11 protein-coding genes and 1 pseudogene are annotated in these 12,953 nt (G+C 61.5%); 8 read left to right on the top strand and 4 right to left on the bottom strand.

Features of this window, described 5'->3' with window-relative positions; genetic code table 11:
- The first annotated feature begins 296 nt into the window (after positions 1-296).
- Genes CI601_RS08500 through CI601_RS01525 form a run of 3 tightly spaced genes read left to right on the top strand, consistent with a single transcriptional unit; the run spans position 297 to position 5,832 of the window.
- Positions 297-1,871 (top strand): FHA domain-containing protein, encoded by a 1,575-nt coding sequence (locus CI601_RS08500; RefSeq protein ID WP_024626820.1) that lies wholly within the window; start codon positions 297-299, stop codon positions 1,869-1,871.
- An 8-nt stretch (positions 1,872-1,879) separates the two neighbouring features.
- Entirely contained in the window at positions 1,880-5,587 is a 3,708-nt protein-coding gene (locus tag CI601_RS01520) for a helicase (protein ID WP_121914065.1), read from the top strand.
- Positions 5,587-5,832, top strand: a complete 246-nt coding sequence (locus CI601_RS01525; protein WP_081709208.1) for a hypothetical protein — start codon at positions 5,587-5,589, stop codon at positions 5,830-5,832. Before CI601_RS01520 ends, CI601_RS01525 begins: the two co-directional genes overlap by 1 nt.
- Before the next feature lie 9 nt (positions 5,833-5,841).
- Here the strand turns inward: CI601_RS01525 and CI601_RS01530 are convergent, their stop codons facing one another.
- The 4 genes and pseudogenes from CI601_RS01530 to CI601_RS01545 all read right to left on the bottom strand — a co-directional run bounded on the left by CI601_RS01530 (position 5,842) and on the right by CI601_RS01545 (position 8,343).
- Complete coding sequence (locus tag CI601_RS01530) at positions 5,842-6,252, bottom strand: MscL family protein (RefSeq protein ID WP_395947996.1); 411 nt, start codon at positions 6,250-6,252, stop codon at positions 5,842-5,844.
- 688 nt (positions 6,253-6,940) lie between these two features.
- Positions 6,941-7,279: pseudogene (locus tag CI601_RS08595) on the bottom strand (SAF domain-containing protein); the annotation flags it as partial.
- Between the two features lie 72 nt (positions 7,280-7,351).
- A complete protein-coding gene (locus tag CI601_RS01540) occupies positions 7,352-7,564 on the bottom strand; it encodes an FmdB family zinc ribbon protein (protein ID WP_024626815.1) in 213 nt (70 codons plus the stop codon).
- Positions 7,565-7,665: 101 nt separating this feature from the next.
- Positions 7,666-8,343, bottom strand: a complete 678-nt coding sequence (locus CI601_RS01545; protein WP_024626814.1) for a 5-formyltetrahydrofolate cyclo-ligase — start codon at positions 8,341-8,343, stop codon at positions 7,666-7,668.
- Between the two features lie 80 nt (positions 8,344-8,423).
- Here CI601_RS01545 and CI601_RS01550 point away from each other — a divergent pair, with 80 nt between their 5' ends.
- The 5 genes from CI601_RS01550 to nrdI all read left to right on the top strand — a co-directional run bounded on the left by CI601_RS01550 (position 8,424) and on the right by nrdI (position 12,943).
- Positions 8,424-9,077, top strand: a complete 654-nt coding sequence (locus tag CI601_RS01550; protein ID WP_024626813.1) for a GNAT family N-acetyltransferase — start codon at positions 8,424-8,426, stop codon at positions 9,075-9,077.
- Between the two features lie 76 nt (positions 9,078-9,153).
- A complete protein-coding gene (locus CI601_RS01555) occupies positions 9,154-10,584 on the top strand; it encodes a hypothetical protein (RefSeq protein ID WP_121914066.1) in 1,431 nt (476 codons plus the stop codon).
- A 178-nt stretch (positions 10,585-10,762) separates the two neighbouring features.
- Positions 10,763-11,056, top strand: coding sequence for a co-chaperone GroES (gene groES, locus CI601_RS01560; RefSeq protein ID WP_015022393.1), 294 nt, complete (start codon positions 10,763-10,765; stop codon positions 11,054-11,056).
- A 119-nt stretch (positions 11,057-11,175) separates the two neighbouring features.
- Complete coding sequence (locus CI601_RS01565) at positions 11,176-12,276, top strand: histidinol-phosphate transaminase (protein ID WP_024626811.1); 1,101 nt, start codon at positions 11,176-11,178, stop codon at positions 12,274-12,276.
- Positions 12,277-12,454: 178 nt separating this feature from the next.
- Positions 12,455-12,943 carry a class Ib ribonucleoside-diphosphate reductase assembly flavoprotein NrdI gene (gene nrdI, locus CI601_RS01570; RefSeq protein WP_024626810.1) on the top strand — a complete coding sequence of 163 codons (489 nt, stop codon included), beginning with the start codon at positions 12,455-12,457 and terminating at the stop codon, positions 12,941-12,943.
- Positions 12,944-12,953: the final 10 nt, after the last annotated feature.

Below are 12,953 nucleotides of genomic sequence, written 5' to 3' on the forward strand. Positions count from 1 at the left end.
GTGCCTGTTGGGTCGGCTTTGGACCAAACGATTATGAGTCGCTTGCTTTCCGCACAAGAGTGGATCGAAGTGTCTAAATTGATTCATGGCAGGCAATGAACCACCTGCCGTTTACCACAATCAGACTTGCAGATACTCCCGATCCGGACGGCTCCAAGAGGTGTGCTATGCCTGCGAGCCTCTCATGTGTCCTTTATCAGGTAATTCGGCACGCAATCAATCCTATCTCTGGGTTTCATGACAGAATAGGCGGTAGTACCGAGTGAAGGCGGCTGCAGATTTGGGAGGTCGAAAACGTGAGTGACGATCGGCGACCGGGGCAGGTGTGGATAATCAAGTTCAATGGGGCGGAAGAGACCCGGCTCAAGCCTGGCGAGACCGTCGAGATTGGCCGCAAGCCCCTGCGTCCGCTGGCCGATGACGGTCGGCGCCGTCTGGAGGTGCCTGATCAGACTAAATCCATGTCCAAACGACATGCCATTTTTTCCGTCGACCAGGACGGTCTGGCCACCCTGCGCGATATGGGTTCCACCAACGGCTCCTATCTGATCCAGTCCGACGGCTCCCTGGTCAGGCTGCCTGTGGATGCCGCCTTCCCCCTGTCCAGCAGCTCGGCTCGCTTCCAGTTCGGTGATGTCCCGGTCGACTTCGTGTGCATCAACAATCCCGAAGAGGATACGACCAATCCCTCGCCCCGGGTGCCTGACCTCTTCTCATACTCCACACAGCCCCGGGGTATGGTGGAGCCTGATGCGGCTGAAATGTCCGTCGACGACATTCTGGACATGCGCGCCGGCGAGCCCACTGGCATCTTCAAGGCCGACGGGGTTCGCAACCGGGTCACTGCCCTTCACGATATGGCCTTGGGCGCTGCCAAGACAGCCGATTCCTCCCCAGAGGCCGGAGGCGCTTCACCAGATCGTCCTAGGAATGTCCCAGCCGCTCGCGGTTCACAGGGCAATCCGTCGTCGCCTTTCTCAGGAAGACCGGAGCCAGCAGATTCCCGAGGCCAGCAAGTTCGGTATTCTGACAATGCTGATTCAGCCGAGCATGGCCAGACCGACAGGAGACTGGCCGATGTCGGCTCGGCTGAGGGCCAGGAATCATACCCTCGCGGAGCCTATTCCGACCAGCCGGATGATGGAGTATTCGAGGACCGCGAAGGTGACCGGCGTGGTGGCGAAGCCCGCCAGCCTCTGCCATGGCAGGAACGCGAATCCGAGCAGAGTCTGCCCTTGGTCGGCACTCGCGAGGAGGATAGCCAGCCGGTCGATCGCGATCTTTTCGCTGATGCTCGTCGTTCCCGTTCCGCTGAATCGGCCCCCGATCAGGATCGCTATGACCAGGATGCTCGCGATGCCCGTGATGATCGCCATCATCGTGATGATCGCGCAGCTTCCGGCCGCAGGGGTTATGCAGATGGTCAATCTCGGCAAGGCCGGGTGAGCGAAGCGGACACGGGCCAGGGATTCACTCCGCTGGGAGCCGTAGAGCTGGCCCGCCTTTCCAAGAAGGAGTCAGATCAGGATCGGCGTCCTCAGCCAGCGGATCAGCCGGATGATGACCAGCGGTATCAGCCGGCTTTCGAGCCTGGATCCGTTTTTGAGCGGGTTTCCAAGGGTGACTATGACCGTGGTCAGGAGGCCATCGAAGTGGATGGGATGAGCTCCGATGATGCCAAACGCACCGGGGATTTCGCCCTGCAGTTCGCCATGGCCAAGCATCGCCAGTTGCTGCCCTTCCTGGCGATGAATCCGGCCCTCTATGATGATCTGTACGCCTGGTTGGAGGCTCAGGGCGACCAGGACATCGACGCGGCCCTGCGCAACAATGACGGGTATCACGAATATCTGAACGCCGTGCGGAAGTGAGTGGACGGATGAGCGAGACGGTAATGAGCACCGGTGGATCGGAAGAGGACAAACGGGCTGATGCACAGGCATCAACGGCTGGGTCCGCCTCCGAGCGCGCGGCAGAAGAGGTCAAGGCTCCGTTGACTCCCCTGGAGCGAATCCGGGGATGGCGCCAGGACTATCAGAACCAGGTGGGACTGACTCCCTTGGAGAATGTGTCGCAGCTGGCCGCGCAGATGGATCTGACGCACGCGCATCCTTCCGGGATTGCCCAGCTTTTCGCCAGCGGCCAGGTTCATCTGGATGCGCTTTTCCGGGATCGCGGCATGTTGCGTGCGGCCCACCGTCGCATGGAGCGGGTTCTGGATGATCAGGCTGCCAAGGAGCGTGCCAGCGGTTTCGCCCAGCTCTCCATGGTGGTGGGGGTGGCTGCCTGGCAGGGGCGCGACATGCCCGTACTGCTCTATCCCGTGCGCATCGATGAGAGCACACAGGGGGCCTCCAGGGCCTCTATCAGATTCACAGGCAAGGTGGATCTTAATCCTGCTTTGATCTCGGCCATGCGCGAGCGGGGCATCACCCTGGATCCGGATCGTCTGTTTTCCGCCTCCCATTATCAGGGCGGCACCCCTGAAACCTCATCGCTTTTCAAGGACATGACGGCTCTGATCACGCCGCATATCAGCGACTTCACCATTGAGCGGAAAATCGTTCTGGGGTGCTTTATCGAGCCATCGGCACAGCTGCTGGGCGAAAGCCTGCGGATTCTGGACCGGATGACCGCTGGATCCACCGGCAACGATTTGCTGGATGCCCTGGCTGGCGACCAGGCGGCCTCCGAGCGGCTCAAGGGCGGACCAGTGCCCGACTACAGCCCCTTCGATGCTGACCCTCACAGCGAGTTTGAGGCTGGAGATGTGGACAACCGGGTCCGTTATGCCGCCCAGCTGGTGGCGACCGGGCACAGCGTGCTCGTGGATGAGCAGACCGGCCGCCACAGCGCCGATGACGCCCTGGCCATTGCCTCGCGCTGCGTCACCGCCGGCAGGACCGTGCTCTATGTGCCCTGCGTGGTGGAGGAGAAGCGGCGTTTCCAGCATCGTTTGGATGCCGCTGGGATGGCTGACATGGCCCTTGATCTGACCGACGACCAACTGGGCAGGATCCTGGACCAACGACTGATCGATGCAGTGGGGTTCAAACCCGGTAAGTCCAGCGAGCATTTTGATCAGGTGGCTGACGAGCTTGTGGGTGTCCGCTCCCGACTGACCCGCTACCTGGGCGATCTGCATGGGGTGGATTCCAGTTGGGGGGTTTCGGCCTACCAGACCATTCAGAATCTGGCCAACATTGCCAATATGCCTACGCATCCTGCCACTCGTGTCCGTCTGGGCGCGGCTACGGCCCACAACCTGCAGCCCGAGTTGGATACGTGGGCGGACAAGCTGGAGAGGGCTGCCGAGCTGGGTGAATTCGTCATCGGTCCCCAGGACACCCCCTGGTACGGCGCCACCCTGGTCAGCGAGAACGAGGCTGTGGACGCTTACTCCCGCGTGGTTCGTCTTCTGCAGCGGCTTCTGCCGGACACCCGTGAGCAGGTCAAATCCACTGTAGAGACCTGCGGATTCCCTGTGCCGGCCACCGTCAAGGATTGGGGACGGCAGGTGGTGGTTCTCAAGAACCTGCGCCGGGTCTTGGATGTCTTCCAGCCTTCCATCTTCGAGCGCGACATCCCCGCCATGATCGAGGCCACCAAGTCCAAGGCCGATCGCAAGGCCAATGGCACCAATCTGGGATTCTGGGAACGTAGACGTCTGGTCAAGGAGGCCAAGAGCCTGCTCAGGCCCGGCGCCCAGGTCGAGGATCTGCATGAGTCGCTGGTGGTGGTCTCCAAGCAGGCCGAGCAGTGGCGGACCTTCGTCCCCCACGGCGGCTGGCCGGTCCTGCCGCCCAAACTGGACGTCATCATCGACACGCAGGAATCCCTGATCCGCGACATGACAGCTCTGGACACCGTCCTGGACTCGACTCCGGCAGGCGGCGATCTGGAGACCATGGACTTCAACAAGGTGGAGGAGCGGCTCAAGGCGCTCTTTGACGACCATACAGCCTTGGATACCTTGCCCGAGCGCTGCGCTTTGGAGGGTGAATTCAACGAGGCAGGGCTGCAGGACCTGGTCCAGGACCTGCGCAACCGTCAGGTTGAAGGCAAGGCGGTACGGGCCGAGCTGCAACTGGCCTGGTGGACCACGGTCTTCGACGACATCATGCGCTCCTCGCAGATCATCTCCAACCAGGATGGTTCCGCCCTGTCCAATGCAGCCGACCGTTTCAGCCAGGTGGATGCCCAGCATGTGGCCAGCGTAGGGCCCATGGTTGCCCAGGAGAGCGAAAAGCGTCTGTCCGAGCTGCTCTTCTCGCGCACCCAGGAGGCCAATCAGCTGCACACCATGCTAGCCGGCAACCCCGGTGCCTCCCTTGCGGTCTTCCAACAGGCCCACCCTGGCATACTGTCGGCAGCCAAGCCCATCATCATCGCGACTCCGGCCACACTGGCAACGAGGACCAATCCGACACAGCTGGCTGACACGGTCATCATCGATGCCGGGGCCCATATGCCCTCCATCCAGGTGCTGACTGTGCTGGCTCGGGCCCGGCAGGTGGCGGTCATCGCCCACCGGCCTACCATCACTTCGGATGGCCTTTTGCAATTGATCGACCATCTGGTCCCGGTCACCGTCAAAGCCCGTCCCTCACGCCGCTCGACTCGGTTGGACGCCTTCCTGAAGGATCACGGTTATGGGGATCTGTCGGCACCTGTCCCCGATTGTCGGGAACCTGGCAGGGTGACCCTGACCAGGGTGGAGGGCGCTGGCGTCCCGGTCATGGCCACCGGTCTGGTCGAGTCCAGTCAACAGGAGGTCGCTGCCGTTGTCGACATGCTCAAGCGCAGGGCAGGATCCTTCTCCCTGGTGCCGAACAGTTATCTGCTGACTGTGGTCACCCTGTCGGCAACCCATCGTTCCCGGCTGGGCGCCGAACTCAAATCAGCAGCAGCCAAGGACAGGGTTTTCGCCAAGTTCCTGCGGCATGTACGCATCGTCGGCATTGACGAGGTCTGTGGTGCTCGAGCCACGGATGTAATCCTCACTCTGGGCTTTGCCAAGACCACTCACGGCCGTCTCCTGCAGCAGTTTGGCGATCTGGAAGGCGAAGGGGGCAAGGGTATGCTGCTGGATGCTCTTGTTCTGCCGGATCGGAATCTGGACATCGTCGCGGCATTTTCCGCCGAGGATCTGGAGGACGACCGCCTTCACCAGCCCGGGCCGCGTCTGCTCAAGGATCTGCTGACCTGGGCTGAGCACCCTGATGCGGAACCGGTCCGACCCGAGCAGGCCGAGCAGTCCACCAATGTGCTCTTCCGGGATCTGGCCCAGCGGCTGCGGACCCGAGGGCTGGATGTAGCCCTGGATTACGGGTACGACCAGGCGCCCAGAATTCCGCTGGTGGTCGGGCTCAAGAACAAGCCCTATGCTTTGGCGGTGCTGACAGACGACGCCGAGTTCATGCATACCCAGTCCACCCGGGAACGTCACCGTTTCACCACCGAGGACCTGCAGTATCTCGGATGGTCGGTCATGACCGTTTGGAGCGTTTCGGCCTTTGTCAACCCCGACAAAGAAGCCGACAGGATCGTCGCCCGCCTTGCCGATATCTACCAGCAGGCGCGTTAATGGCGAAGGATGATCAGCCAGAACGCGGGAAGCAGACCGGTGAGCCTGATGGGCCTGCAACTTCGCGCCCGCGTCGGCATCACCGGGTGGTTCGACCAGGCAGGGAACGGTTCGATGTCGATGGCATCGAGGAAGATCCTCAGGACCGGGTCTGCGCGCAGGATCGTCTTGACGGGGATGACCGGAGGATCCTGGGCGAGCTACCTCCGCATTGGGGGCTCTTCCCCAATGAGCGTGGCGACTGACCGCTGATCCTAATCCTGACCCTTGGGCAGTTCGGTTCCGTCCTGTTGCCTGTCTGCACCTGTTGACCGGTGGATATCGTCGGCGATCTGGCGAAGCAACTGCAGGCTCTGGTCTTGCGGGCTGGGTGCATTGGGCTGGTCCTTGATGCCCGAGGCTGCCCGGCTCAGTTGCCGCAGCTTGTTGATGGGCATGATGATGCAGAAGTAGACGGCGATGGCGATCAAGAGGAAGTTGAGCAGAGCCGTCAGAATAGCACCAAAGGAAATAGTGGCGTTCCGGTAGCTGATGGTCAGGAGTCCTGACAGGTCCGGTTTGCCGAAGATCATGGCGATCAGCGGGCTGATCAGATTGTTGACGATGGCGTTGACCACGCTGGTCACCGCCGAACCCATGACCACGCCCACGGCCATATCCACCATGGATCCGCGCGAGATGAACTGCTTGAATTCGCCCAGCACGCCTTTGTTGCTGATCTGTGAGATTTTGTGGACTGCTTCGGCGGTATCCTTGGCCGCCACCTGATTGATCGAGGCCATCCTGCATCCTTCCGTAGCTGATGTGAGGCATGGAGTGCCCATGCCTGCTTCTTCCTCCATTATCGCGGGCCCAGAATGGTTTCGGTTTTCCGACATGATTAGAGGGTGTTGGTGCGGGAGTGTTGTCGGGGCGGATGGCGATGACGGGGGTGGATGGATCCAGCGACAACAAGAGTAGAGCCTGACCAGCGTTCAGGGCGAAGACGGCCTGGGACGCTTGCCGGACTTGGTCGCCCTCCCGTCCTTCCGGGTCGGATCGGTCCCTGGGGATTGTCTGCGCCGGTTGTAGCGCCAGAGCTTTCTCGGCTATCATGCAGTGTCCGCCGTCTGAGGCCTGCCCGGAAGTAGGTGTCTGCAGGTCGCTGGCTTGCTGGCTATGGGGAATCCCTGGCGTCCTATCAGAACCTGGTCGGTCTTGGGCGGGATGCGGGCTGGCGGCGGCTGGGCAGTTCCCCGAAGCCAGCAAACTCACCTGGTCGCCAGCCTGCAGGTTGCCCGGATCGTCGGCAAGGCGGACCGTCACCGGGGTCGTTCCGGGTGGCTGTGCCGGTCTGCTACTGATCATGGCCGTGGTCAGCGGTTGCCCCGAATGGACGCTGATCATCAGCCGCCGTCCGCGGACTTGTGCAAACGAGGAGATCAGGCCGGGCAGACCTTCCCTGCCATGCATGATCCGCGTTTCAACCATGGCAGGTTCGATGGCTGATCCTCGTGCAATGGGTCGTGCGGCGACCAGTATAGACAGGCGGCCCTGGGCCTGGGTCAGGATCTGCAAGGTGCAGAAAACTGCCAGCCCCAATGCCAGGGCGGTCCCCAGGCGCCTCAGCCGAAAAAGTCGCCGTCGGCGGGTCAGGGATCCGGCTGCCGCTGAAGGCTTACCCTTGTTGCTGAAAATAGAAAAATCGACCATGTCCCCAGCCTGCCAGAAGCTTGGCCGGCGTCAGGGTCTGCATGGTCGATGTGGTCGAATGTGCCTCTTGGTCTACTTGCTGCTTGTGGAGCTCGAAGAAGAGGATGAGGCTCCATCGGTCCGGTAGAAGCCATGGCCCTTGAACTCGATGGGCACTGCGGAGAAGATCTTACGGACCTGCTGTTGCCCGCACTTGGGGCAGATGGTGATGGGTTCGTCGTTGAAGGACTGCTCCTTGGTGAAGTCGTATCCGCAGTTCTTGCAGCGATAATGATAGGTGGGCACCGTTCTTTCCCTCCGCTGATGGTCGGTTCGCGCGACGATTGGTTCAACACCCAATATCCTAGTGGTGGCTTCGACCAGAAGAATCGGTACCGGGCCTCTCGTCAGCCTTGTTCATCACCATTATGGTCTGTGCCGGGCCTTCGTGACAGACCTGTGGCTGTGGGCGTGAAACCTTCAGGCGTCAGGACTGCATCCACGGGGAGATCATGGTCCAGATGGGGCAGGGGGGCTTCCACGAATTCGCCGGGCCAGCAGATGCCCACCACTGGGGACTGTTCGGCACGCAGGCCTAGAGCCCGGTCATACCAGCCGCCGCCCCGACCCAGACGAATGCCGGCATGGTCGATGGCCAGCGCTGGCACCAGAATCAGATCGGCCTTACCCAAGACCCGTGCCGGCAGGGCAGGCATATCGGGTTCGTCAGGCCGCCAACCTGGAATCCGCTTCATGTCATCCAGATCCTGCCGGGATTGCAATCGACCCCAACCTACCTGGGTGCCTGTTCCCAGCATGGGGATGAGCACCTGGTCGCCCCGGCCCAGTAGCAGGTCCAGGCTGGGGTCCATGGCTATCTCCCCGCGAATGGAGGCAAAAGCAGCTACGGTCAGGCTTTGGCCGCCTCGGGAGCGTTCGACCCTGGCAAGTACCTGGCCTGCCAGCAGATCGGCAAGCTTGCGCCCTGCGTCCAGGCACTGGGTCGGGTCGATACGTCGTCGGGCTTCAAGCAGCCGGCTGCGTCGATCCTGCTTGTCCCTATCGATGCGTTCCTGCTCGTTCATGTCCTCAGTTCTACCAGCAGGGGGTTCTCCCTGGTGGACGCATGTCTGCCTCAGCTGCCGTTCGGTGAGAACATGGAGTCATGTCGGTTCTGCATACCTTCCGCCAGGTCTGGCAGGGTTCCCGAGCCCGTTCGGACCATGCCCTGGATTTGCCTGACGGTCTGACTGCGCCCCCGGGTCATGGGGACTTCCTACTGAGGCCCATCCGCGAGGGCGACCAAGCAGCCTGGAACGCGGTCCGATGGAGAAATCGCGATTGGCTGGCCCCGTGGGAGTCAGGGGATCCCCGCCACGGGCCTGGCATGACCTATGCTCAGTGGATGCAGGAGCTGGAGCGTGCCCGGCAGGAGGGCACTTCCGCGGTCTTTCTGATGGAGTTTCATCAGAGCATCGTGGGGCAGATTTCCCTGGGCGCCATCCGCTACGGATCCATGCGTACAGCGACAGCGGGCTACTGGGTGGATCAGGATTGGATTGGTCATGGGTTCGCACCCCTGGCTCTGGCCATGCTGGCTGACTGGGCATTCAGAGACAGGAGGGGACCCCATCTGCACCGGCTTGAGGTGGCGATTCTGCCTGAAAACGAACGATCCCTGCGCGTAGTCCAGAAGCTGGGCATGGAGCCGGAGGGGCTGCGCCGCAGTTACATGTATGTCAACGGACAGTGGCGGGACCACCTGACCTTTGCCTGGATCAGCGACCAATTCGATCCGGATTTGCTGGCTCGTCTATGAGCCCCTGGGACGGACATGGTCGACACGCTGAGTTTGACTTGCCGCTTGGGGCATACCGTCAACTAACGTAGTACCTATGGTTTATGAATCACTCAGCAGCATCGTGGTTTTGGTGATTGCAGTGATTCTGGTGCTGGGTTGGTTGCCGTTTCGCACCGTCAAGGGCATGAAGCGGGCCTCGGAGCATCGCCAGGACAGGCTTTCCACCTCCCTGCATATGGTGGGTCGGGAAGACGGCATGAGGTTCTGCGACAGGCAGTCGAGGACGGTGAAAGGGTTGGTCATGCAGCAAGGGCAGCAGGATGGCAACCGGCGCAGTCAAGCCCAGCGCATCAAGCAGATCAGACAGTTGCGCCGCGCGGCCATACGTCGTCGTCGCATCCTGGTCCTTGCCCTCTTGGTCGTCACCCTGCTGGTGGCTGGTTGCTCCTTCCTTATGGACTACAGCCCATGGTTTACTCTGATTCCCCTGGCGCTGGTGGTAGTGGTGTTGGTCGCTGGCGCGCATGCTTCGGCCCAGGCCCGAGCCTGGGAGCGCAATTTAGCCCAGCGGCGTGCCCGGCAGCGTCGTCAGCAGGCAGCCATTCTGACTAAGAGCAGGACCCCCAGCAAACCTGGGCAGGCCAAGAATGGAGGCGGCACGGAAACTGCCACGGATGTGCTTGATCAGGGTGAGATTCGTCAAACGCTGGCCCAGGCCAAGGCTGATCAGCAGGCAGCCCTCAAGGCCAGGCAGCACAATTCGGCCAAGCCTGCGAAGTCTGCAGTCAGTAGCAGCAAGGCCAAGAGTTCGGCCGGGTCCGTCAAGTCGAGCGAGAAGACAGCCGCACAGACCGCACATATGTCGAACAAGCCGTCCACTACCAAGAAAGCCTCTGAACGGACCCCAGCCAAACAAACGGCTTCTCGACCGGAGGCTTCGAAGCCGGCAACTACCAAATCTTCAAGGGCTCAAAAGGCTGCCTCCAAGCCAGCAGCGCCCAAGTCGTCAGTGGGCAAGTCAGTTGCCTCTCCGCAGTCGGCATCCGTGCAATCCGCTGCTACCCGGTCAGGCAAGTCTGGATCGGCCTCTGCGTCTGCCGGCAAAGTGCACTCAGCTTCGTCGGCTCAGTCCTCCACATCCGGGGGATCATCGTCCTCAGCAAAGGCTCAGGACGATGCCACCAATGAACTCAAGCGCATCAATCCCTCTCCGGCCTTGGACGCCTTCGGCATGGCGGCGGGCCAGGATCTGATCTCCTTCTCCCTGGGTTCAGCCCGTGGTGAGGGATCGGACAAGGGCGGCAAGAATAACGAAGACGAGGGTCCTCACAGCCTGGAGATCAAGTCCACCCGGCAGGTCTCCGTGGCCCGTCCCCCCGAGAAGAAGAAGGCCGATGGGCAGCCCGACGACTTTCACAAGAGGGAGATGCAGGCTCAGGTCGAGGTGCCCGACCGCAGCGAGGACTCCCTGTCCATCGGTGTGGAGGCCATATTGGCTCGGCGTCGTCCGGCAGACAAGTCCTGAGGGACCAATCGGCGATCATTCTTTCACCACCAGCGTTAGCACTCAAGTTGGCAGAGTGCTAATTTCGCGCTACTATGACTTGTAGCGCAAAGGAATGCGTGGTGAGTGTTCGTCAGCCTCTCATCGACGTTCCGGCGTGGGTTCATTGGCTGTTCTCACAAGATGTAGGAGGTCCACAGTGTCGATTTCACTCACACCGTTGGAAGACAAGATCGTCATCAAGCAGGCTGAGGCGGAGACCAAGACCGCTTCCGGGCTGGTCATCCCCGATACCGCCAAGGAGAAGCCCCAGCAGGGCGAGGTGCTGGCGGCAGGCCCCGGCCGTCGTGACGACAAGGGCGAGCGCATCCCCATGGATGTCAAGGTTGGCGACAAGGTTCTGTACTCCAAGTACGGCGGCACCGAGGTCAACTACGGCGGCGAGGACTACCTGATCGTGTCCGCGCGCGACGTTCTGGCCATCCTCAAGTAAAGAGACGGTGATAGTGGCCCCTGGTCCTGCGCAAGGACCGGGGGCCATTCGCGTCTCGGGAGGACCGTGCAGCGGAACAGACACCGCAGGAGCATATGGCGGCCACTAGCATGGTGCCCATGTACTATCGTCATCGCGCCAGCATTGATTCCCTTCCCGGATACCGGCAGGGCAGCCCGGCACCAGCCGTTCCCGGGTTGACCAGCTACAAGATCTCCAGCAACGAAAACCCCTATCCGCCCCTGCCGGGCGTGGTTCAGACCGTCTCCGAACAGGCCTTGGGCCATCTGAACCGTTATCCGGATATGCGTGGCACCCGTCTGGTAGAGCGGCTGGCCCAGCTGCACGGGGTGGATCCCGCATGTATCCAGCTGGGATGCGGGTCCACTGAGGTCATTACCCAGCTGGTTGACCTGGTGGCCGGCCATGGCGACCAGGTGGTCTATCCCTGGCGCAGTTTCGAGGCCTATCCCATCATCGTCACCTCGGCTGGAGCCACAGGGGTGCCTGTGCCCTTGGATAAAGAGGGGCGGCATGACATCGATGCCATGATCGCCGCGGTCAACGACCACACCAGACTGGTCATCGTCAACAATCCCAACAATCCGACTGCGACCAACGTCGACCGCGACCAGGCCGAACGTCTGCTGCAGGCCCTGCCCACCGACCTGCCGGTGCTCTTTGACGAGGCCTATATACAGTTCAACGACGACCCTGACCGCGCCGACGGATTGTCGCTCATGCGCGAGCATCCCAATGTGATAGTGGCCCGGACCTTCTCCAAGGCCTACGGACTGGCGGGGCTGCGGATTGGATACGCCGTGGCTGCCGAGCCGATCATTGCCGGCATGAACAAGGTGGCCCTGCCCTTCGGCGTCTCCGATGTGGCCCAGACGGCGGCAATGGCCAGCCTGGACGCACAGGACCGCCTGGCCGAACGGGTCCAGGCACTCAAGCAGGAACGGGCCAGAATCCTGGCTGGTTTGCAGGAGCAGGGATGGAATATCCCCCAACCTCGAGCCAACTACTACTGGCTGCCTCTGGGTCAGGCCGCCACGCAGGCTGATCAGCGTTTCCGCGATGCAGGCCTGTCGGTCAGAACCTTCCCTGGTGAGGGCATCCGCATCACCGTGGGGGAGCGGGAGGCCAACGACCGGGTCCTGGAGGTTTGCGCCGACCTGCGGCGACAGGGTCTGCCGCAGGGGCCAATCTCTGACTGACGGTCGCCATGGTGCGAGTGTAAAGGCAAATGCTTGCCGTCTCCGTCCTTGTATGGAATCTCACAGCGGAGGCGGTTTTGCTTCTGTGAACTTGTGTCGTCTTGGATAAACCTATATATTGTGGTTGGCTGGCCAAGTCAATCCAATATATAGTGTTTACCAAGGAGCAGCAGTCCCTATGTCTTCAGCAGATATGGATCGGCACGATCCTCCCGATGGTGCCTCCAGGCTGGTGTATTTCTCCAGCGTCTCCAACAACACCCACCGCTTTGTACAGCGGCTGGGCGTGGAGGAGCCCATCCGTATCCCCCTGTACGAGCGGCGCCAGCCCATGCCTGTTATGGATGCGCCCTACCTTCTGCTGGTGCCCACCTATGGCGGTGGGTCAGCCAAGGGGGCCGTGCCCAAGCAGGTCATCCACTTCCTGAACAATCCGGTCAACTGCGGACTGATCCGCGGGGTCGTCACCTCGGGTAACCGGAATTTTGGCAGCGCCTATTGCGCGGCCGGCCCGCTGATAGCCCGCCGGTGCGGTGTCCCCGAGCTCTATCGCTTCGAGCTGCTGGGCACCTCGGAGGATGTTCAGGCGGTCAGAGCCATTTTGGCCGGAATGGGAGTGCAGCTCCAGCAGCAGTCGACTGATTCACGAAAGGCGGTTTTGTCATGAGCCAGCAGGA

Source organism: Bifidobacterium sp. wkB344, from assembly GCF_003688305.1.
Taxonomy (GTDB): domain Bacteria; phylum Actinomycetota; class Actinomycetes; order Actinomycetales; family Bifidobacteriaceae; genus Bombiscardovia; species Bombiscardovia mizhiensis.